The sequence below is a fragment of the Streptomyces sp. NPDC012510 genome (assembly GCF_042955065.1).
Classification (GTDB): Bacteria; Actinomycetota; Actinomycetes; order Streptomycetales; family Streptomycetaceae; genus Streptomyces.
Genome location: NZ_JBIBEN010000001.1, coordinates 100,046 through 119,932 on the forward strand (window position 1 = coordinate 100,046; position 19,887 = coordinate 119,932).

Sequence of the window (19,887 nt, forward strand, 5' to 3'; positions counted from 1 at the left end):
GCGGGTGAGTGGGGGTTGCTCGCGCAGTTCCCCGCGCCCCTGAAGAACACGGGCTACCCCCGTGTTCTTCAGGGCGCGGGGTCCGATCTTCCAGGGGCGCCAGGAACGGCGCGAGCAACCATGAGGTCACCCGCACCCGCCCATACCCCCGCACCCCCGAGCCATGAGGCGCTCGGCAGGATCCCGGGGATCACGCGTCGTTGAAGCGTTCCCCCCTCTCCGCCTTCTCCAGCAGCAATGCCGGGGGCGCGAACCGCTCGCCGTAGCGGGCGGCGAGTTCCCGCGCGCGGGCCACGAAACCGGGGAGGCCGCCCTCGTAGCCGTTGATGTACTGGAGGACGCCGCCGGTCCAGCCGGGGAAGCCGATGCCGAAGAGGGAGCCGATGTTGGCGTCGGCGACCGAGGTGAGGACGTCCTCCTCCAGGAGGCGGACGGTGTCGAGGGCTTCGGCGAAGAGCATGCGTTCCCGCATGTCCTCGAAGGGGATCCGATGCCCCGGCCTGGTGAAGTGTTCCCGGAGGCCTGGCCAGAGTTTCGCGCGGCGGCCGTCGGGGGCGTAGTCGTAGAACCCGGCGCCACCACTGCGCCCCGGCCGCCCGAACTCGTCGACCATCCGGTCGATGACCGCGTCCGCCGGGTGCTCCACCCACGTGCCGCCCGACTCCTCCACGGTCCGCCGGGACTCGGCGCGGATCTTGCGCGGCAGGGTGAGGGTCAGCTCGTCCATGAGGGAGAGGACCTTGGCGGGGTAGCCGGCCTGGGCCGCCGCCTGTTCGACGGACGCCGGCTCGATGCCCTCGCCGACCATCGCCACCCCCTCGTTGAGGAAGTGGCCGATGACACGGGAGGTGAAGAAGCCGCGTGAGTCGTTGACGACGATCGGGGTCTTCTTGATCTGGCGGACCAGGTCGAAGGCGCGGGCCAGGGCCTCGTCGCCCGTCCGCTCGCCCTTGATGATCTCGACGAGGGGCATCTTGTCGACAGGTGAGAAGAAGTGCAGGCCGATGAAGTCGGACCGGCGGGTGACGCCCTCGGCGAGTTCGGTGATGGGCAGGGTGGAGGTGTTGCTGCACAGCAACGCGTCCGGTGCCACGACGGACTCGATCTCCTGGAAGACCTTGTGTTTGAGCTCGGTGTTCTCGAACACGGCCTCGATGACGGCGTCGCAGCCCGCGAGGTCGGCCGCGTCGGCGGTGGGAGTGATGCGGGCGAGGAGCGCGTCGGCCTTGTCCCGGGTCGTGCGGCCCCTAGACACTGCCTTGGCGCACAGCTTCTCCGAGTACGCCTTGCCCTGGGCCGCCGCTTCGGGCGACACGTCCTTCAGGACCACCTCGATGCCCGCGCGGGCGCACGCGTACGCGATGCCGGCGCCCATCATCCCCGCGCCGAGGACGGCGGCCTTGCGGACCTGGCGGGGCTCGATGCCCTTGGGACGGTTCGCGCCGGAGTTGACGGCCTGGAGGTCGAAGAAGAAGGCCTGGATCATGTTCTTGGACGTCTGGCCGGCGGCCAGCTCCACGAAGTAGCGGGCCTCGATGACCTGGGCCGTCTCGAAGTCGACCTGGGCACCCTCGACGGCGGCGGCGAGGATGCTGCGCGGTGCCGGATACGGCGCGCCGCCCGTCTGTTTGCGCAGAGTGGCGGGGAAGGCGGGCAGGTTGGCCGCGAACTTCGGGTGGGCGGGGGTGCCGCCGGGGATGCGATGGCCGGGCTCGTCCCAGGGCTGGCGCGACTCGGGGTTGGCGTCGACGAAGGCGCGGGCCTTGGCCATCAACTCGTCGTGTGTAGTGGCCACTTCATGGATGAGGCCGTTGTCCAGGGCGCGCCGCGGGGAGTACTGGGTGCCCTGGAGCAGCACCTTCAGCAGGGCGTCGGCGATGCCCAGCAGCCGTACGGTACGGGTGACGCCACCGCCTCCGGGGAGCAGGCCCAGGGTGACCTCAGGGCAGCCGATCTTGGAGCCGGGGGCGTCGAGGGCGATGCGGTGGTGACAGGCGAGGGCCAGTTCGTAACCGCCGCCGAGGGCCGCGCCGTTGATGGCCGCGACGACCGGCTTGCCCAGGGTCTCGATGCGGCGCAGATGGTGCTTGATCTCCATGCCGCCGTCGAAGAGCTCCTGCGCGGTCTCGGGGGTGACCTTGATGAGGTCGCGGAGGTCGCCGCCGGCGAAGAAGGTCTTTTTGGCGGAGGTGACGATGATGCCGCGGATGGTGTCCCGCTCGGCCTCCAGCCGGTCGGTGACCACCGCGAGGGACTCGCGGAACGCCTGGTTCATCGTGTTCGCGGACTGGTTGGGGTCGTCGAGGACGAGGGTGACGAGGCCCGTGCGGTCCTGTTCCCAGCGGATGGTGGTGCTCTCGGTCATCATGTGAGGGTCTCCGTGAAGTATCAGAGTCGGTGCCGCCGGGGTAACGTGCCGGGGGGAATGTCTAGACGCGTTCGACGATCGTCGCGACGCCCATACCGCCGCCCACGCAGAGCGTGGCCAGCCCGTACCGCTTGTTCTGCCGCTCCAGTTCGTCGATGAGCGTGCCGAGGATCATCGCGCCGGTGGCGCCCAGCGGGTGGCCCAGGGCGATGGCACCGCCGTTGACGTTGACCTTGTCCAGCGAGAGGCCCATGTCCTTCACGAAGCGCAGGACGACGGCCGCGAACGCCTCGTTGATCTCGACGAGGTCGATGTCGTCGATGGTCATCCTGGCCCTGGCGAGGGCCTTGCGGGTGGCGGGCGCGGGGCCGGTGAGCATGATGGTGGGCTCGGAGCCGGAGACGGCCGCGGAGACGATGCGGGCACGGGGGCGCAGACCGTAGCGCTCGCCGACCTCCCGGGTGCCGATGGCGACGAGGGAGGCGCCGTCCACGATGCCGGAGGAGTTGCCCGCGTGGTGGACGTGGTCGATCTCCTCGACCCAGTGGTACTCCTGCAGCGCCACCGCGTCGAAGCCGCCCAGTTCGCCGATGTCCGCGAAGGACGGTTTGAGCGCCGCGAGCGATTCGGCGGTCGTGCCGGGCCGCATGTGCTCGTCGCGGTCGAGGATCACGAGGCCGGAGCTGTGCCGGACGGGGACGACGGACCTGTCGAACCGGCCGTCCTTCCAGGCGGTCGCCGCCCGCTCCTGGGACAGTGCCGCGTACTCGTCCACGTCGCGCCGCGAGAATCCCTCGATCGTGGCGATGAGGTCTGCGCCGATGCCCTGGGGCACGAAGTTGGCCGCGAGGTTGGTCATCGGGTCGTTGAACCAGGCTCCGCCGTCCGAGGCCATCGGCACACGGGACATCGACTCGACACCGCCCGCGAGCACCAGGTCCTCCCAGCCGGAACGGACTTTCGCGGCGGCCAGGTTGACGGCCTCCAGACCCGAGGCACAGAAGCGGTTCTCCTGGACGCCGGCGACCGTGTCGGGCAGTCCGGCGGCGATCGCGGCGATCCGGGCGATGTCGGAACCCTGGTCGCCGACCGGGCCGACGACACCGAGCACGATGTCGTCGACGGCGGCCGGGTCAAGGTCCGGGAAGCGGCGCCGGAGCTCGTGGATCAGCCCGACGACCAGGTCGATGGGCTTGGTTCCGTGCAGGGAGCCGTTCGCCTTGCCGCGACCGCGCGGGGTGCGGATCGCGTCGTACACGTACGCTTCGGTGCTCACGAGTCTGGCCTTTCCAGTGGCGGGAGGGTGCGGCCCGGGGGCCGGTGTCAGTCGGTGTCCGGCGCGGAGGGGTCCGTCGGAGAGGAGTCCGTCGGAGAGGAGTCCGTCGAACGGCCGTCCTTGACGGAGGCGTCCTTGACGGAGGCGTGCTTGGGGGAGGCGTCCTCCACCAGGCGGGATATTCCCCAGTCGTGGGCCACGTCAGCCGTGTCGGCACCCGGCTGGGCGGGTCCGACGCGGACCGAGGTGTGGGTGGCGGAGAAGCGGGGCGCGGGGGCGGGCTGGGTGATGCCGCCGAAGTCGGTGAAGGTGCCCCGGGCCGCGAGATGCGGGTGGTGTGGGGCCTCGCGCAGTGACAGGACGGGGGCCACGCAGGCGTCGGAGCCCTCGAAGACGGCCGTCCACTCGTCCCTCGTACGGGTCTTGAAGCGGGCCGCGACCGTCTCGCGCAACTCGCCCCAGGCAGCCGTGTCCTTGCGGGCCGGGGCCCGGTCGTCGATGCCCAGGAGGTCGACGAACTCCGCGTAGAACCGCTGCTCCAGGGCGCCGACGGCGACGTACCTGCCGTCGGCCGTCTCGTACGTGCCGTAGAAGGGGCAGCCCCCGTCGAGGAGGTTGGCGGCGCGGCGGTCCTGCCAGCCGCCGGCGGCGAGCATGCCGTGGAGCATCGCGGAGAGGTGGGAAGTGCCGTCGACGATGGCCGCGTCCACGACCTGGCCGGCACCGGTGGCACGGGCGTGGTGCAGGGCGGCGAGGACGCCGACGACGAGGTAGAGGGAGCCGCCCGCGTAGTCGCCGAGGAGGTTGGCGGGGGCGGGGGGCGGGGTGTCCGGGGTGCCGATCATGCCGAGGGTGCCGGTGAGGGCGATGTAGGCGATGTCATGGCCGGCGCGCTGGGCGAGGGGGCCCTGCTGGCCCCAGCCGGTCATCCGGCCGTAGACCAGCTCGGGGTTGCGGGCGTGGCAGGTCTCGGGGCCGACGCCGAGGCGTTCGGCGACGCCCGGCCGGTAGCCCTCGATCAGGATGTCGGCGCGTGCGGCCATGTCGAGGACGGTGTCCGGGCCGTCCGCGGCCTTCAGGTCGACGATCACGGACCGCTTGTTGCGGTTGGTGACGTCGTACAGGGGGTTGACGGCGAGTCCCACGCCGCCGGGCCGGTCGACGCGGACGACATCGGCGCCGAGGTCGCCGAGGAGCATGGCGGCGAACGGTCCGGGGCCGATGCCCGCGAGTTCGACCACGCGCACACCGGCGAGCGGACCGTGTCCGGGCGTTTTCGCCACTGACATCGAGCCCCCAGCTCTGTGACACCAATGATGTAACACCAGCGATGCTAAGAACGCGTTCCACCGCGCACAAGCCCTGAGTGAGCAAACGCTTAGTCGTGCGCCCCGTCATTGTGCCCGCAGTCGCGGCGCACGTCAGCCCGGCCTCGCCGGGCCTCCGGCGCCGGGCCTCCGCGCCGTGCTCAGCGGGCCTCCAGCTCGGCTATCAGTCTCTTCGGGGCGATCACGCGGTAACTCTCCTCGACCCAGTCGCACAGCAGCTCCGCGCCCGGGGCGCCCTTCTCCTCCAGCGGAACGCGTACCCAGCCGGCCTTGCCCAGGCCGTATCCCGCAGGCTCGGCGCCGGGGCAGCTCAGGGCGTGGGCGTGGGTCTCCTCGTCCTTGAGCTTCACGGTGACACCCAACGCATAGCTGCCGTCGTCGACGCCGAGGAACACGAACACCTTCTTGTTGACCTTCGCGACGCTCTCCCCCCAGGGGAACTCCTCGACCGCACCGGGCATCCCGAGGGCGAACCCGCGCACCTTCTCCCACTTTTTCAGGGCGTTCCTGGGTACGGTCACGACCACCTCCGGATCCCGCGCGTTCGGCTGCTCGTTCCTCACGCTAGCCTCAGCCACCGACAACGGCACGGTGCCGAGTGCTGAGGGGTTCCATTGAGCAGTGGGCAGGGCAGGGCGGATCGGGTGTACGACATCGTGCTCTACGGGGCCACGGGGTTCGTCGGGCAGCTCACCGCGGAGTATCTCGCGGAACACGCGCCCGAGGGGCTGCGCTGGGCGATCGCCGGGCGCAACGCGGAGAAGCTCGCCACGCTGCGCGAGCGACTGCCCGGCGGCGCGGAGATCGGAGTCGTCCAGGCGGACGGGGCCGACCCGGAGGCCGTGCGCGAACTCGCCCGGCAGGCGCGGGTGGTGGCCACGACCGTAGGCCCGTACATCACCTACGGCGAGGAGTTGGTGGCAGCCTGCGCCGACGAGGGCACCGACTACCTCGATCTCACCGGTGAGCCCGAGTTCGTCGACCTGACCTTCGTCCGGCACGACGCACGCGCTCGCGAGACCGGCGCCCGGATCGTCCACGCGGCGGGCTTCGACTCGATACCGCACGACCTGGGCGTGTACTTCACGGTGCGGCAGCTCCCGGAGGACGTGCCGATCACCGTGGACGGGTTCGTGCGTGCCGGGGGCAGGGTCTCGGGCGGGACGTTCCACTCCGCGCTCACCGGGTTCTCCCGCACCCGCCAGACGGCGGCCGCGGCGCAGGACCGCAAACGGCATGAGCCGCGCACGGTGGGGCGACGGGCGTACGCGCCGGTGAGCGCGCCCCGGTACGCCAAGGAGGTCGGTGCGTGGGCGCTGCCGTTGCCGACCATCGACGCGGCTGTGGTGCAGCGTTCGGCGCGCGCCCTGCCGCGCTACGGTCCGGACTTCCGTTACCGCCAATACGCGGCCGTGAAGACCCTGTCGTTCGCGGTGGGCGGGGTCGCGTTGGTCGGCGCCGTGTTCGCCGCCGCCCAGGTATCGCCCGCGCGGCGCTGGTTGGGCGACCGGCTGAAGCCGGGTGAGGGGCCGAGTTCGGAGAAGCGGGCGAAGAGCTGGTTCTCGGTGCGGTTCGTGGGCGAGGGCGGCGGGCGCCGGGTCTTCACGGAGGTCGCGGGCGGCGACCCCGGCTACGGCGAGACGGCGAAGATGTTCGCAGAGTCCGCGCTGTGTCTGGCCCTCGACGACCTCCCGGCCACATCGGGGCAGGTCACGACGGCGGTCGCAATGGGTGACGCGCTGATCGAGCGGCTGCGCGCGGCGGGGATCACGTTCCGGGTGGCGGCGTCCCGGTAGTGCGGCACGGCCGCGCGGTGCGAGCGGGTGGAAGCCGTTCTCGGGCCACCGGCTGACGGGGCCCTGCTGCGCTCACCGGGTGAGCCCCTACTGGGCCCAACCGGTGAGCGTGTAGACCATGCCGGCGATCCAGGCCAGCCCGGCGATCACGGCGAGCAGCAGTCCGGCCGTCACGGCCCGCTCGACGGACTGGGTGGGGCTGGGGGCGGGCTTCGGGGCTCGGTGCGTCGTCATGCGGCAAGCCTGCCGATCATGACGCGCACCGGCATCCGCACTCCTACTCAGTTCGTACTCAGGTATCGGGTACGCGTTTCGCGCCGTGGCGACCGACGCGGCCGTGGGTTCAGTCGGTGGTGGCCCGCAGCGCCCGTCTGCACAGGGAGTCGGCCCGGCGGGTGGACTCGGGGAGGCGGTAGGCCGGGGTGAGGGCGAGGGTGTGGGCGCAGGCGTTGTCGAGGCTCACCCGGTGGCCGACGGAGACGAAGACGGGTTTGACGCCGTCGCGGGTGCGCAGGGCGCGGCCCACTTCTTCGGCGCCCGCGAGGAGCGGGGAGGCACTGCCACGCGGCGTGTCCGGGTCGTCGTACGTGAAGGTGAAGGGGTTCTTGGCGACGCCGATCGTGGGGAGTCCGGTGAGGACGCCGAGATGGGCGGCGAGACCGAAGCGGCGGGGATGGGCGAGGCCGTAGCCGTCGCAGACGACGAGTCCGGGGTCGCGCGGAAGTGCGTCGAGGGCGGCGAGCACGGTGGGGATCTCGCGGAAGGCCAGCAGTCCGGGGACGTACGGGAAGGAGACCTGACCGATCGCCGTGGCCTCGGCGACCACGTCCAGCGTCGCCGCCTCCAGCACCACGGCCGCCGCCGCGACCACGTCCCGCTCGTCGTCGTACGCCACGTCGACTCCGGTGACGTACCCGGTGCCGGGCGGTGGTCCGGACTCGTCGAGGATCACCTTGTCCCGCAACTCGTCCTGCACGGCGAGGGCTTGCTCTTCGGTGGCGGGCCAGCCCGCCGGGATGCGTACGGTCGTCATGGTGCTGACGAGCGTACGCATCCCGGCGCGGGGGCGCGGCCCGGGGCTACTTGTTGCCGAGGGCGCGCTGGAGCTGGCTCTTGTTCATGTCCGACCGGCCCTGGATGCCCTTCCGCTTGGCCTCTTCGTAGAGCTGGTCGTAGGTGGGGCCCTCGGAGCCCTTGTGCGAGCGCTGGCCGCCGCGCTTGCTCGACGACATGTCCTTGGTGGAGGTGCGGCTCGCCGTCCTGGACTCACCGGACCGGGCGCGTTCCTTGTTGACGGTCCGCGCGGCGATCTCCTTCGCCCGCGACTCGCTCTCTCCGCGGTCCTGGGCACTCTCCTTGATGTGCTCGTACTGGCGTTCCCTCTTGGGGCTCGAACCGCGTGGCATGGCCGATCACTCCCTTCGTGATGCGAACACGTCTCAAGTATCCCCTTTCATCAGCCGCAACCCATGGAAGTCGCTGTCCGCTCAGTTCTCCAGCCGGGCCACGCGCCCCTTCTCCCCCGCCGCCCAGCAGCCCCGGTCGGGGGCGCAGTCGACGGTGTCGTACGAGCCGGTGTCGACCGTGCGCCAGGTGCGGCCGCCGTCGGTGGTGAGGTCGGTGCCGGTGGGACCCACGGCGAGCGCGGCCGTACGGCTGTACGGGAGCCAGGCGACGCCGGAGCGGTAGGCGGGCGGCGGTTGTGCGGCGGCCGCCCAGGTGCGGCCGGCGTCGCCGGTGGTGGCCGCGGCCTGCGGGGACGGCTGGTCGGCGCGGTAGTCGCCGCCGACGGCGATGCCGTGCGCCCGGTCCCGGAAGGCCAGCGCGAAGATGCCCCGGGCGGGGTCGCCCGCCGGGACCGGGGTGTCGGCGGCCGTCCAGGTCAGCCCCCGGTCGGCGGAGTGCAGCACACGCGCGCGTGCCGCCCCTCCGGTGGCCAGCCAGACATCGCGGGGACCCGCGCCGACCAGGCACTGCCCGCTCGCCGCGAACCCTGCCTCGCCCTCCAGCGCCGGGGGCATTCCCTCGTTCGGCAGGACCTTCCAGGACCGGCCGCCGTCCTTGGTGGACAGGATCCGGAACTTCCCGTCCACCGGGTCGCTCATGGCGAGCCCGTGGCGAGGGTCCAAGAAGGTGAGGCAGTCGTAGAAGGCGCGCGGGTCGGTGTTACGGAACGACTCGGTCCAGGTCGCACCGCCGTCGTCCGTGCGGTACACGCGGGAGGCCTCGCCCTCGCCGATGGCCAGCACGACCGCCCTGCGCGCGTCGAATGCCTCGACGTCCCGGAACTGCAGATCCTGTGCGCCGGCCGGTGAGACGTCGCGCCAGGTCCTGCCCCCGTCGTCGGTGCGCAGCACGGTCCCCGCCGAGCCGGCCAGCCACGCGCTGTTCCGGCTGACGGCGGCGAGCCCGCGAAAGCGCACGTCGGTACCGGTCTGCTTCAGTTCCCAGTGCGGTGGACGGCCCTCCCCATGCGCCTGTGCGGGCACCGCCAGGGCGGCGGCGAGCGCCACCGCGGCCAGGCCCATCGCCATCGTCCGACTCGTCCGAATCCTGCGTCTCGACTGCCCCAAGCCCCTCATGGCGGGCGAAGTTAGTCCACCCGTCCGGTGCCGTCCAGATGCCCTCGGCCGGGAACCACGGGGTGGCGTTCGGTGTCCTCTCCCATGTCCCGTGACACGGGATGAGAAATGGATCACCTCAGTGATTGGGCCCGGTGACAGAGGTCACTCGGCCCTCATGTGCACGGATCGGCCCGATCCCGCGTCTCTTGAAATGCCCGGTCTCAGCCATCCGGAGTCCGTCCAGCCGTCACAAGGGAGCAAGGCGTTGTCCACCGTCATCGAGCAGCCCGTAGAGGCCCGTCTCGTCGCCGCCGCGCCGCGGATGCCGAGCATTCCCGCAACGCTCCACTACGACCGACGGGATCCCTTCGCCGTCCGTATGACCTTCCCCGCCCCGGCCACGCTGGAGGGTGTCGAGGTCTGCTGGACCTTCGCCCGCGAACTCCTCGTCACCGGTATGGAGGAGTCGGTCGGCCACGGGGACGTACGCGTGCGTCCGTACGGCTACGAGCGGCTGGTCCTGGAGTTCCACGCCCCGGAGGGCACCGCCGTGGTGCACGTCCACGCCGGTGAGGTGCGGCGTTTCCTGGAGAGTACGACCGACCTGGTGCCGCTCGGCCTGGAGCACCACCAGGTCGATCTGGACCACGATCTGGCGGAGTTGATGCGGGACGCCTACTGACGCGCGACGCCTACTGAGGCGGGACGTCTACTGAGGCGGGACGTCTACCGAGGCGGCCTGCTGAAGCGGGGTGGGTCCGGGCGTCGCGTTAATCCGTTGACACCCCTCCGAGACCCTCCGTACGTTGTTCCACGGTCCTGTTGCCGTCGATTGGAGAAGGACGTTGCTCGTCTGAGGTCCTGAGACACCGCGTCACACACCGTGCCGTATCACGGCCTTCCTGTGTGCGTTGCGTGCGACCTCGGCGTACGAGCCGTCCTCGGCAGCGGGCTCTTCTCTTGCCCCTCGTCGTGTCGCCCCTCGCGGTGTTTCGAACGCGTCGCCCCTGGCCGCTTCCCGCACACCCGCGAGGTTCCTCATGTCTACTCCCCTGTCCCTCACCTGCACGTCCCTGTCCTTCGCCTGGCCCGACGGCACCCCCGTGTTCGACGATCTGCAGATCGCGTTCGGCCCCGGCCGCACCGGTCTCGTCGGGGTCAACGGGTCGGGGAAGTCCACCTTGCTGAAGCTGATCGCCGGTGAACTCTCCCCGACCGACGGCGCCGTCCGTGCGGCCGGCGAGGTCGGCTACCTTCCGCAGAACGTCACGCTCGACACCGGCCTGAAGGTCGACGAGGCGCTCGGTATCGCCACCGCCCGCGCCGCGCTGCACGCGATCGAGGCGGGCGACGTGGCCGAGGAGCACTTCGCGGCGGTCGGGGACGACTGGGACGTGGAGGAGCGCGCCCTGGCGACCCTCGGGCAACTCGGTCTGGGTCACATCGATCTGGACCGCACGATCGGGGAGATCTCGGGCGGCGAGTCGGTGCTGCTGCGCCTGGCCGCACTGCTGCTGCGCCGCCCCGACGTCCTCCTGCTGGACGAGCCGACCAACAACCTCGACCTGTACGCGCGGCGCCGCCTGTACGAGGCCGTGGAGTCGTGGTCCGGGGTCATGATCGTGGTCAGCCACGACCGTGAACTCCTGGACCTGGTCGACCAGATCGCCGATCTGCACGCCGGCGAGGTCACCTGGTACGGCGGCAACTTCTCCGCCTACGAGGCCGCGCTCGCCACCGAACAGGAGGCCGCCGAACGGATGCTGCGGGTCGCCGAGGCCGATCTGAAGAAGCAGAAGCGCGAACTCGTCGACGCCCAGGTCAAGTTGGCCCGGCGCAAGCGGTTCGGGCAGAAGATGCAGGATCAGAAGCGGGTACCGAAGATCGTCGCGGGGCTGCGCAAGCGCGCCGCCCAGGAGTCCGCGGGCAAGCACCGCGTCCTGCACGAGGAGCGGCTCGCCGGGGCCAAGGAGCGCCTCGACGAGGCGGTGGAGGCGGTACGGGACGAGGACGAGATCCGCGTGGAGCTGCCGTACACGGCCGTGCCGCCGGGCCGCACGGTCCTCACACTCCTGGACCTGGAGCTGAAGTACGGCGCCCGGGTGCGCGGCGGCTTCGACCTGCGCGGCCCGGAGCGGATCGCGCTGATCGGGCGCAACGGCGCGGGCAAGACCACGCTGCTGCGGACGATCGCGGGCGAGCTGGAGCCGGTCGGCGGCGAGACGAGGACACATGTGCCGATGCGGTTCCTGCCGCAGCGGCTCGATGTCCTGGACGACGAGCTGACGGTCGCCGAGAACGTGGCCCGGTTCGCTCCGGAGGCCACGAACAACCGGGTCCGGGCGCGGCTGGCCCGCTTCCTGTTCCGGGGCGCGCGGGCCGACCAGCCGGCGGCGACGCTGTCCGGCGGGGAGCGCTTCCGGGCCGCCCTCGCCGCCCTGATGCTCGCCGAGCCCGCCCCGCAGCTGCTGATGCTGGACGAGCCGACGAACAACCTGGACATGGCGAGCGTGCGGCAGTTGACGTCGGCGCTGGAGTCGTACGAGGGCGCGCTGATCGTGGCCAGCCACGACCTGCCGTTCCTGGAGTCGATCGGGATCACCCGGTGGCTGCTGATGGAGGAGGGCGAGCTGCGGGCGACCACACCGGAGGAGGTCGGAGTGACCGACTGACCACTTCCTCGCCGGAGCCGCCGCCGAGGGCTTTGCTACCGCCGAGTATCTCAGGAGGGCCACAGCCTGCCCTCGGGGGTTTTGTCCACGTGGGCCGGGGTTGCATGATGGCTGACCGGCGTCGCTCCACGGGCGCCGGAAAACCCTCGTTCGATTCGGAGTCTCCCACGTGCCCAGCAAGAAGGCCCTCGTCCGCCGTCCCAGCCCTCGCCTGGCCGAAGGCCTCGTCACACACGTCGAACGCACGAAGGTGGACGTCGACCTCGCGGGCGAGCAGTGGGAGGCGTACGGGGAGGCCCTGCGCGCCCACGGTTGGGAGACGATCGAGGTGGACCCGGCCGACGACTGCCCGGACTCGGTGTTCGTCGAGGACACCGTGGTGATGTACAAGAACGTGGCGCTGATCGCGCGCCCCGGCGCCGAGTCCCGGCGCGACGAGACCGCCGGGATCGAGGAGGCCGTGGCCGCGCTCGGCTGCTCGGTGAACTGGGTCTGGGATCCGGGGACGCTGGAGGGCGGCGATGTCCTCAAGGTCGGCGACACCGTGTTCGTGGGCCGGGGCGGGCGCACCAACGCGGCCGGGGTCCAGCAGCTTCGGGCCGCGTTCGAGCCGCTCGGGGCGCGGGTGGTGTCGGTGCCCGTGAGCAAGGTGCTGCATCTGAAGTCGGCGGTCACCGCGCTGCCCGACGGCACGGTCGTCGGGCACATCCCCAAGATGGACGCGCCGTCGCTGTTCGGGCGCTTCCTGCCGGTGCCGGAGGAGGCCGGGGCGCATGTGGTGCTGCTCGGCGGCCACAAACTGCTGATGGCGGCGAGCGCGCCGAAGACGGCGGAGCTGTACTCCGATCTCGGCTACGAGCCCGTGGTGGTGGACATCAGCGAGTTCGAGAAGCTCGAGGGCTGTGTGACATGCCTCTCGGTGCGACTGCGGGAGTTGTACGCCTGATCAGGTGAGCCACTCGCCCGTCCGGCCCGGGGACCTGCGGGTCCACGGGGCCTTCGGCATACCCTCGGCCGTTTCCGGGACCCTCGCTGATCAGCGGGCTTTACAGCACACTTAACCTACGGCATCGTAACCTACGGATTCGTAGCCTACGATGCCGTAGGTTCAGGTCGCCCGCCCGCGGCCGGCCACGAAGTCCCGTCCCCTGTACGTCCCCTGGAGCGTCTGTGTCGATCACTTCTCCTCACCTCGGCAGCCCGTCCACCGAATGGACCGACGCGCGGCTGCTGTACGCGCTGGAGGAAGTCGTCGAGAAGGAACTCAACCGGCATCTGAAGGTCACCAAGGACTGGATGCCGCACGAGTACGTGCCGTGGAGCGACGGCCGCAACTTCCCCGGTTTCTTCGAGGACGGCGAGGCCTGGGAGAAGGGGCAGTCGAAGGTCACCGAGATCGGCCGGATCGCCCTCGTGGTGAATCTGCTCACCGAGGACAACCTGCCCAGCTACCACCACGAGATCGCCACCCTCTTCGGCCGTGACGGCGCCTGGGGCACCTGGGTGCACCGGTGGACCGCGGAGGAGGGCAGGCACGGCATCGTGATGCGCGACTACCTGCTCGCCTCGCGCGCGGTGGACCCGGACAAGCTCGAACAGTTCCGTATGTCGCACATGGGCGAGGGCTTCGAGTCGGACAACCGGCACTCGATGCTCCACACCGTCGCGTACGTCGCCTTCCAGGAGCTCGCCACGCGCGTCTCGCACCGCAACACCGGCCACCACTCCGGTGATCCCGTGTGCGACCGCATGCTGGCGCGCATCGCGACCGACGAGAACCTGCACATGATCTTCTACCGGAACCTGCTGAAGGCCGCGTTCGAGTTCGCTCCCGACCTCACCATGCAGGCCGTGCGGGACGTCGTGGTGAACTTCCGTATGCCCGGCCACGGCATGCCCGGCTTCGAGCGCGCCGCCGCGCAGATGGCGATCGGCGAGGTCTACAACATGCGCATCCACCACGACGACGTCCTCGCGCCCGTCATCCGCTTCCTGAAGATCATGGAGATCGACGGCCTCGGCCCCGAGGGCATGAAGGCCCAGGAAGAGCTCGGCCTCTACATGGGTGGACTCGACGCGGAGGCCCGCAAGTTCGACGAGAAGCTGGCGGCGCGCAAGGCACGGATGGCGGCGCGGGGCGCCGGGGCGTAACGGCCCCTCACCGTCGGCGCTGTGGCGCAGGGGGGCGGGGCGGCTGGATTCGAACCAGCGTGTTCCGGTTTTGGAGACCGGCGCGTCTGCCTCTGCGCTACGGCCCCGCCCTTGCGGGGAGCCTAGCCGTTCCCCTCACCACTCCGCCTCCCGATAATCCTTGAGGAACACTCCCGACACCGGGTCGCCCGCCTCGCCGCGCACGATCGGGTCGTAGACGCGGGCCGCTCCGTCGATGATGTCGAGCGGGGTGCGGAAGCCGGCGTCGGCCATACGGTGTTTCTTGGGGGCCGGGTTCTCGTCGGTGATCCAGCCGGTGTCTACCGCGCACATGTGGACGCCCTGCTCCGCGAGTTCGGCGGCGCTGGTGCGGGTGAGCATGTTGAGGGCGGCCTTGGCCATGTTGGTGTGCGGATGCCCGGCCGTCTTGTTCCGCACGGCGAAGCGGCCCTCGACAGCGGTCACGTTGACCACGTAGCGGCGGGGGCGCGGAGCGGCGAGCAGCAGCGGCAGCAGGCGGTCGCAGAGGAGCGCCGGGGCGAGGGAGTTGACCAGCTGGGTCTCCAGGACCTCCGCGGGGTCGAGTTCACCCAGCCGCGCCGACCAGGAGTTCTCCGGGGCGGGGTCGGGCAGCAGCCCGGCTTCGTCGGCCTCGCGCAGCACGACGGGCAGGGTCGCGGCGCCGGCCCCCAGCATCCGCATCGGGGTGAACCCCGGTGCCTGCCGGGCTCCTTCGGGCAGCGCGTCGTACTCCCCGGCGGCCAGCAGCGCGTACGACTCCGGCGGCCGCCGTACGGTCTGGGCCGCGTTGTTGACCAGGATGTCGAGCGGTTCGCCCTCCTGCCGCAACTGATCGCACAGGCCCAGTACTTGGCGCGGGTCACGCAGGTCGACGGCGACGACGGTCAGCCGGTCGAGCCATTTCCCGCTGCCGGGCTCGGCGCGGAAGCGGCGCACGGTGTCGTGCGGGAATCGGCTGGTGACGAGCAGCTCGGCGCCGTCGCGCAGCAGCATCAGCGCCAGCTGGAAACCGATCTTCACCCGGCCGCCGGTGAGCAGCGCGCGGCGCCCGCTGAGATCGGTGCCGAGGGCGCGGCGGGCGGTGTTGTCGGCGGCGCAGTCCGGGCACAGCCGGTGGTAGAAGGAGTCGACCTGTCGATAGGTCGCCTTGCAGACATAGCAGTGCCGCGACTTCAGCAGAACTCCCCCGCCGCCCGCCGCTCGTTGCGACAGCGGGGCGTCCTCGCGCCGGCCCAGGGCCCCGGTGGCGGTCGCGGCCATCACGGCGGCGTCCGCGGCGGACTTCTCGGCGCCGAGTGCCTTACGGCGACGCTTCCATCCGTCGCGTGCGAAGGACGCGGCGACCCGCTCGGCACGTAGGCGCACGGGGTCGTCCACGGGCAGCGCCCTCAGTCGGCCGACCGTGCGGTGGAAGGCCGCCAGTTCGTCCTCGGTGATGATGCCGCCGTCGGCGCCGCTGCCGTCGTCGTCGCTCATGTGTGCCCCGCCCCGCGTGTCCCGTGCCGTGTGACGGCTGCCCCCTCGGCCCACGCGGTCACCGAAGCAGCGCGGCGCCGTGCGTCGGGCGCGGTGCGCCACCGTGAAACGCCGTCCGGACGACGGATTCGAACCGGCGTTTCCGCCCTGGCAAGGCGGTGCGCCTGCCTCTGCGCTACGGCCGGACCGCGCCCGCGGATCCTATGCGCCCGCTTCGGCCGAGGCCCACCGATTTATGACCGGACCGGACGGTGACCCCGGCCGGCCCCGGCGCCGCACCGCGTTCGTCACCGACCCGTCAGCCGTTCTCGGTGCGCCGGAGTCGCAGTCTCTCCTTCTCGGAGAGTCCGCCCCAGACGCCGAACCGTTCGTCGTTGGCCAGCGCGTACTCGAGACAGGCGGTACGCATCTCGCACATGCCGCAGATGCGCTTCGCCTCACGCACCGAGCTTCCGGGCTCGGGGAAGAAGAAGTCTGCCCCCGTCTGCGCACACAGCGCACGCTCCTGCCAGGCGCTGTGGACCGGGGTGATCGTGTCATTGTGCATACCGAGGATCGTGCCGGGCACCGAAAAACGTTCGATCAACGCGACATCAACAGACGCGCGCGATGTGTCTGACCGCTCGTCCGCACAGTCGTCCGATCACTCAAGGTGATGTCGCGCGCTCGCGCACAGGGACGTCCCGCAAGCCACCCCACGCGCGATCACCGGCACCCGGTGCCAGACTCGGCAGTACAGCCCCTGGGCCCCCTCGGAGGAGGGCAGCGATGCTCACCACGCGTTATGTCACCGGCGCCCCGAACTGGATCGACCTCGGCACTCCCGACATCGACGGTGCCGCCTCTTTCTACCGGCATCTCTTCGGCTGGCAGTTCCAGTCGGCCGGCCCCGAGATGGGGGGCTACGGCTTCTTCCGGCTCGACGGCCGCACCGCCGCGGCCGGCATGCAGAATCCCCCGGAGCAGGGCCCGCCGTCCTGGAACGTCTACTTCCAGACCCCGGACGCCGACGCCACCGCCGAGGCGGCCGAGCACGCCCACGGCTCCGTGCTGATGAGGCCCATGGACGTCGCCGACGAGGGCCGTATGGCCGTCCTCGCCGACCGGGCGGGCGTGCCCTTCGGCGTCTGGCAGCCCCGCCGCATCACGGGCCTGGACGTCGTCATGGATCCCGGTTCGCTGTGCTGGCTGGAGCTGTACACGCCGGATCTGCCCGCTGCCGCCGGGTTCTTCAACGCCGTGTTCGGCTGGGAGACCTCCGCGATCGACATCGCGGGCGGCAGCTACACCTGTGTGAACCCGGCGGGGACGGAACCGAGGTTCATGTTCGGCGGCATCGTCCCGCTCGACGAGGACCCGAGCGAGTCCGGGTCGGGACCGTACTGGCTGCCGTACTTCGAGGTCCCGGACACGGACGCGGCGGTGAGCCGGGCGCGGGAGCGCGGCGGCGATGTGCGTGCGCCGGCCATGGACCTGGCGGGTGCGGGGCGGTTCGCCAAGCTGTCCGACCCGTACGGGGCACGGTTCGCGGTGATCAAGAGCGAGCAGCCGGGGAGCTGAGGGGCCGGATCTCGCCCCGCCCAGGGGCCCCCGAGGGGAGGGAGGATCCCGCTGCCCCCTGCGGCATCCCTCTGCCCCTGCGGCATCCCGCTGGCCCTGCGCCACCCCGCTGCCCCTGCGCCACCCCGCTGCCCCTGCGGCCGTCTCGATCCGTCGTCACCTCATGAACGCCCACTCTTTTTGAGAGCGCTCTCAGTCATAACTCTTGACGCCTGGAGGTCCCCTGGGAACAGTGGGGGCACCACAGCAGGGGCGCCCCATCCGCTGTGCCTCCACTCCCCCACGTTCCAGGAGGCCCACCGTGATTTCCCGCCGTATGTTCCTGTCCACGACCGCCGCCGTCGCCGGCGCGTCCGCCATCGGGGGCGCACTCGGCTCTCCCGCCCACGCCGCGCCCACCACCTGTCAACTCGCGCTGCGCAACGCCTCGTTGCCGGGCACGGTCCGGGCGTACGTCACCGGCCACGAGCAGTCGACGGGCGCCTGGGTGCTGCTGCGGGCCGACGGCGGCCTCTACCGGCCGACCTCGCCCTCGGCACCGCAGACCCCACTGCCGGTGGACTGCGCCATCCCGCTCGGCGCGGCCGGTTCGGCGCCTGTCGTGCTGACGCTTCCTCAAATGTTCGGTGCGCGCGTCTACTTCGTACGGGACAACACCCTGGACTTCTTCGTGAATCCGGGTCCAGCGCTGGTCGAGCCCGCCTTCGCCACGCCCGCCGATGCCAACTACGGCAAGATCTGGTCGTTCTGCGAGTTCACCTTCGATCCCACGCAGTTGTTCGCGAACATCAGCTATGTCGACCTGGTGACGGCCCTGCCGATCGGTCTCACGCTGGAGGGCGACGCCACGCACACCGTCGCCCCGCTGCCCGACGGGGCGGTGGACCGGATCGCCGCCGATCTGGTGGCGCAGACGGCGCGGGACGGACAGCCGTGGGACCGGCTCGTCATCCGGGGCGGCGACGGCGAGGTGCTGCGGGTCATCTCACCGCAGAGCCTGATGGCGCCGTACTTCGGTCAGCCCGACCGGATGCCGTTCCGCGCCTACTGGGACTCCTATGTCGGTCAGGTGTGGGAGAAGTACCGTGGGACGGACCTGCGGATCGACCTCCAGGGCGGCCGTGGCGTCCTCACCGGCCGGGTCTCGGGCGACACCCTCACCTTCGCCGGCGGCCACTCCTTCGCCAGGCCGACCTCGAAGGACATCTTCACCTGCGACCACGGTCCGTTCGCCAACAACCCCGGTGACCCCGACGACAAGAAGGCGCTCCTCGCCCGTCTCGCCGCCGGGTTCAACCGCTCGCTCATGCTCAGTCACCCCTCCCAGCCGAACGGGGCGACGGCGGCCGACTACTACCAGGGGCCGGTGACGAACCACTGGGCTCGCGTGGTGCACGCCAACTCGCCCATCGGGTACGCGTTCCCGTACGACGACGTACGCCCCGACGGCCGGCCGGACGTGTCGGGCGCGGCCCACGACGGGAACCCGCGGCGGTTCACTGTGACGGTGGGCGCCTGAGCGCTCCGCCGGTGAAGCCGCGATTCCCGTGCCCGGCGACGTCGTGGCTGGTCGCACGGGCCGGGGTACTACGCGGAGGCGCGTCGTACCAGGGTGGTCGGCAGGACCACACTGGACGGCGTGCCTGCCGGGCCCTGACCACCCTGCTCCTCGGGGGCTCGCCGTTCGAGGCCCCGGAGCAGCAGCCGGGCCATCAACCGGCCCATCCCCTCTATGTCCTGACGGACCGTCGTCAACGGTGGATCGGACTGCTCGGCCACCGGCAGCATGTCGTCGAAGCCCACCACGGCGACGTCCTCGGGAACCCGCCGCCCGAGCTCACGCAGCACACGCAGCGCGCCGGACGCGGACACGTCGTTGGCGGCGAACACCGCGTCCAACTCCGGGCAGCGGCCGAGGAGTTCCCGCATCGCCCGCTCCCCGCCCGCCGGGGTGAAGTCACCCTCCACGATCAGCCGGGGGTCGGCGTCCACCATGACGTCCCGGAACCCGTCGAGCCGGTCCACGGCGGAGGTCTGGTCGGGGGGCCCGGTGATGTGGGCGATCCGGGTGCGGCCGAGGGCGACGAGATGGCGTACGGCGTCCCGCGCGCCGCCCCGGTTGTCGCTGTCGACGTACACGGTGGCCGTGTCGCCGCGCGCGCCGTCGGCCCAGCCGGGACGGCCGCCGAACACGGTGGGTACGCCGGCGCCCTGGATCAGCGCGGGCAGCGGATCGTCGAGGTGCAGCGAGAACGCGAGCGCCCCGTCGACGTGTCCACCCGCCAGATACCGTCCCACCCGGGCGTAGTCCTCGGGTCCTTCGGTGAGCAGCAGCACGAGCTGTGAGTCGTGCGCGGTGAGCTCTTTGCTGATTCCCCGGAGTTGCAGGGCGAAGAAGGGATCGGCGAAGACCCTGGTCTCCGGCTCGGCGATCACCACGGCCACGGCGTCGTGCCGCCGGGTGACGAGGCTGCGGGCCGCCTGGTTCGGCACGTATCCGAGCTCCTCGACGGCTTTCCGTACCCGCTCGACCAGGGGTTCGCGGACGCCCTCGCCCCCGTTGACGACCCGCGACACCGTCGCCCTGGACACCCCGGCCCGCGCGGCCACGGCCTCCAACGTGGGACGCGACGCTGTCTCGGTCACTGCGGAACACTCCTCCGGTGCGGCTCCGC

At 71.1% G+C, this 19,887-nt stretch carries 18 protein-coding genes and 2 tRNA genes; 7 read left to right on the forward strand and 13 right to left on the reverse strand.

Annotated features, from left to right (window positions below; translation table 11 throughout):
• Positions 1-190 precede the first annotated feature (190 nt).
• From ACFY9I_RS00425 to ACFY9I_RS00440, 4 genes are all read right to left on the reverse strand, one after another.
• Complete coding sequence (locus ACFY9I_RS00425) at positions 191-2,365, reverse strand: 3-hydroxyacyl-CoA dehydrogenase NAD-binding domain-containing protein (RefSeq protein ID WP_390995667.1); 2,175 nt, start codon at positions 2,363-2,365, stop codon at positions 191-193.
• A 64-nt stretch (positions 2,366-2,429) separates the two neighbouring features.
• The gene (locus tag ACFY9I_RS00430; protein WP_390994557.1) at positions 2,430-3,644 is read right to left on the reverse strand and encodes an acetyl-CoA C-acetyltransferase; all 1,215 of its coding nucleotides are present in this window, start codon (positions 3,642-3,644) and stop codon (positions 2,430-2,432) included.
• Between the two features lie 47 nt (positions 3,645-3,691).
• Complete coding sequence (locus tag ACFY9I_RS00435; protein WP_390994560.1) at positions 3,692-4,933, reverse strand: CoA transferase; 1,242 nt, start codon at positions 4,931-4,933, stop codon at positions 3,692-3,694.
• Positions 4,934-5,112: 179 nt separating this feature from the next.
• Positions 5,113-5,493, reverse strand: coding sequence for an MmcQ/YjbR family DNA-binding protein (locus tag ACFY9I_RS00440; protein ID WP_390994562.1), 381 nt, complete (start codon positions 5,491-5,493; stop codon positions 5,113-5,115).
• Between the two features lie 93 nt (positions 5,494-5,586).
• Between ACFY9I_RS00440 and ACFY9I_RS00445 the strand changes: the two genes are divergently transcribed.
• Positions 5,587-6,768 (forward strand): saccharopine dehydrogenase NADP-binding domain-containing protein, encoded by a 1,182-nt coding sequence (locus ACFY9I_RS00445; RefSeq protein ID WP_390994565.1) that lies wholly within the window; start codon positions 5,587-5,589, stop codon positions 6,766-6,768.
• An 87-nt stretch (positions 6,769-6,855) separates the two neighbouring features.
• Here the strand turns inward: ACFY9I_RS00445 and mmpA are convergent, their stop codons facing one another.
• From mmpA to ACFY9I_RS00465, 4 genes are all read right to left on the reverse strand, one after another.
• The gene (gene mmpA, locus ACFY9I_RS00450) at positions 6,856-7,002 is read right to left on the reverse strand and encodes a morphogenic membrane protein MmpA (protein ID WP_390994567.1); all 147 of its coding nucleotides are present in this window, start codon (positions 7,000-7,002) and stop codon (positions 6,856-6,858) included.
• Positions 7,003-7,111: 109 nt separating this feature from the next.
• Entirely contained in the window at positions 7,112-7,801 is a 690-nt protein-coding gene (locus tag ACFY9I_RS00455) for an endonuclease V (RefSeq protein WP_390994570.1), read from the reverse strand.
• Positions 7,802-7,847: 46 nt separating this feature from the next.
• Entirely contained in the window at positions 7,848-8,174 is a 327-nt protein-coding gene (locus tag ACFY9I_RS00460; protein ID WP_390994573.1) for a plasmid stabilization protein, read from the reverse strand.
• 81 nt (positions 8,175-8,255) lie between these two features.
• A complete protein-coding gene (locus ACFY9I_RS00465; protein ID WP_390994576.1) occupies positions 8,256-9,302 on the reverse strand; it encodes a WD40/YVTN/BNR-like repeat-containing protein in 1,047 nt (348 codons plus the stop codon).
• A 295-nt stretch (positions 9,303-9,597) separates the two neighbouring features.
• Between ACFY9I_RS00465 and ACFY9I_RS00470 the strand changes: the two genes are divergently transcribed.
• The 4 genes from ACFY9I_RS00470 (at position 9,598) to ACFY9I_RS00485 (ending at position 14,155) form a co-directional block, all read left to right on the forward strand.
• Entirely contained in the window at positions 9,598-10,014 is a 417-nt protein-coding gene (locus ACFY9I_RS00470) for an SsgA family sporulation/cell division regulator (RefSeq protein WP_390994579.1), read from the forward strand.
• 358 nt (positions 10,015-10,372) lie between these two features.
• The gene (locus ACFY9I_RS00475) at positions 10,373-12,004 is read left to right on the forward strand and encodes an ATP-binding cassette domain-containing protein (protein ID WP_390994582.1); all 1,632 of its coding nucleotides are present in this window, start codon (positions 10,373-10,375) and stop codon (positions 12,002-12,004) included.
• Positions 12,005-12,173: 169 nt separating this feature from the next.
• Positions 12,174-12,950 carry a dimethylargininase gene (gene ddaH, locus ACFY9I_RS00480; protein WP_390994585.1) on the forward strand — a complete coding sequence of 259 codons (777 nt, stop codon included), beginning with the start codon at positions 12,174-12,176 and terminating at the stop codon, positions 12,948-12,950.
• 224 nt (positions 12,951-13,174) lie between these two features.
• On the forward strand, positions 13,175-14,155 hold the full coding sequence (locus ACFY9I_RS00485) for an acyl-ACP desaturase (RefSeq protein ID WP_390994587.1): 981 nt from the start codon (positions 13,175-13,177) through the stop codon (positions 14,153-14,155).
• A 33-nt stretch (positions 14,156-14,188) separates the two neighbouring features.
• Here the strand turns inward: ACFY9I_RS00485 and ACFY9I_RS00490 are convergent.
• The 4 genes from ACFY9I_RS00490 to ACFY9I_RS00505 form a co-directional block, all read right to left on the reverse strand.
• Positions 14,189-14,264, reverse strand: a tRNA-Trp gene (locus ACFY9I_RS00490).
• Positions 14,265-14,290: 26 nt separating this feature from the next.
• On the reverse strand, positions 14,291-15,652 hold the full coding sequence (locus tag ACFY9I_RS00495; RefSeq protein WP_390994589.1) for an SDR family NAD(P)-dependent oxidoreductase: 1,362 nt from the start codon (positions 15,650-15,652) through the stop codon (positions 14,291-14,293).
• A gap of 111 nt (positions 15,653-15,763) precedes the next feature.
• Positions 15,764-15,840 (reverse strand) — tRNA-Gly (locus ACFY9I_RS00500).
• Between the two features lie 110 nt (positions 15,841-15,950).
• Positions 15,951-16,199 (reverse strand): WhiB family transcriptional regulator, encoded by a 249-nt coding sequence (locus ACFY9I_RS00505; RefSeq protein ID WP_390994591.1) that lies wholly within the window; start codon positions 16,197-16,199, stop codon positions 15,951-15,953.
• A gap of 221 nt (positions 16,200-16,420) precedes the next feature.
• Here ACFY9I_RS00505 and ACFY9I_RS00510 point away from each other — a divergent pair, with 221 nt between their 5' ends.
• Together ACFY9I_RS00510 and ACFY9I_RS00515 are read left to right on the forward strand one after the other, a co-directional pair.
• Entirely contained in the window at positions 16,421-17,212 is a 792-nt protein-coding gene (locus ACFY9I_RS00510) for a VOC family protein (RefSeq protein ID WP_390994593.1), read from the forward strand.
• Positions 17,213-17,513: 301 nt separating this feature from the next.
• Positions 17,514-18,731, forward strand: a complete 1,218-nt coding sequence (locus ACFY9I_RS00515; RefSeq protein WP_390994595.1) for a beta-1,3-glucanase family protein — start codon at positions 17,514-17,516, stop codon at positions 18,729-18,731.
• A gap of 68 nt (positions 18,732-18,799) precedes the next feature.
• Here the strand turns inward: ACFY9I_RS00515 and ACFY9I_RS00520 are convergent, their stop codons facing one another.
• Positions 18,800-19,858 (reverse strand): substrate-binding domain-containing protein, encoded by a 1,059-nt coding sequence (locus ACFY9I_RS00520; RefSeq protein ID WP_390994597.1) that lies wholly within the window; start codon positions 19,856-19,858, stop codon positions 18,800-18,802.
• Positions 19,859-19,887 lie beyond the last annotated feature (29 nt).

What these genes read in the sequence shown, in the direction of transcription:
- ACFY9I_RS00425 (WP_390995667.1), bottom strand. Translation starts at nt 2,365, where the DNA reads ATGACCGAGAGCACCACCATCCGCTGGGAACAGGACCGCACGGGCCTC.
- ACFY9I_RS00505 (WP_390994591.1), bottom strand. Translation starts at nt 16,199, where the DNA reads ATGCACAATGACACGATCACCCCGGTCCACAGCGCCTGGCAGGAGCGT.
- ACFY9I_RS00460 (WP_390994573.1), bottom strand. Translation starts at nt 8,174, where the DNA reads ATGCCACGCGGTTCGAGCCCCAAGAGGGAACGCCAGTACGAGCACATC.
- ACFY9I_RS00475 (WP_390994582.1), top strand. Translation starts at nt 10,373, where the DNA reads ATGTCTACTCCCCTGTCCCTCACCTGCACGTCCCTGTCCTTCGCCTGG.
- ACFY9I_RS00455 (WP_390994570.1), bottom strand. Translation starts at nt 7,801, where the DNA reads ATGACGACCGTACGCATCCCGGCGGGCTGGCCCGCCACCGAAGAGCAA.
- mmpA (WP_390994567.1), bottom strand. Translation starts at nt 7,002, where the DNA reads ATGACGACGCACCGAGCCCCGAAGCCCGCCCCCAGCCCCACCCAGTCC.
- ACFY9I_RS00465 (WP_390994576.1), bottom strand. Translation starts at nt 9,302, where the DNA reads ATGGCGATGGGCCTGGCCGCGGTGGCGCTCGCCGCCGCCCTGGCGGTG.
- ACFY9I_RS00435 (WP_390994560.1), bottom strand. Translation starts at nt 4,933, where the DNA reads ATGTCAGTGGCGAAAACGCCCGGACACGGTCCGCTCGCCGGTGTGCGC.
- ACFY9I_RS00495 (WP_390994589.1), bottom strand. Translation starts at nt 15,652, where the DNA reads ATGAGCGACGACGACGGCAGCGGCGCCGACGGCGGCATCATCACCGAG.
- ACFY9I_RS00510 (WP_390994593.1), top strand. Translation starts at nt 16,421, where the DNA reads ATGCTCACCACGCGTTATGTCACCGGCGCCCCGAACTGGATCGACCTC.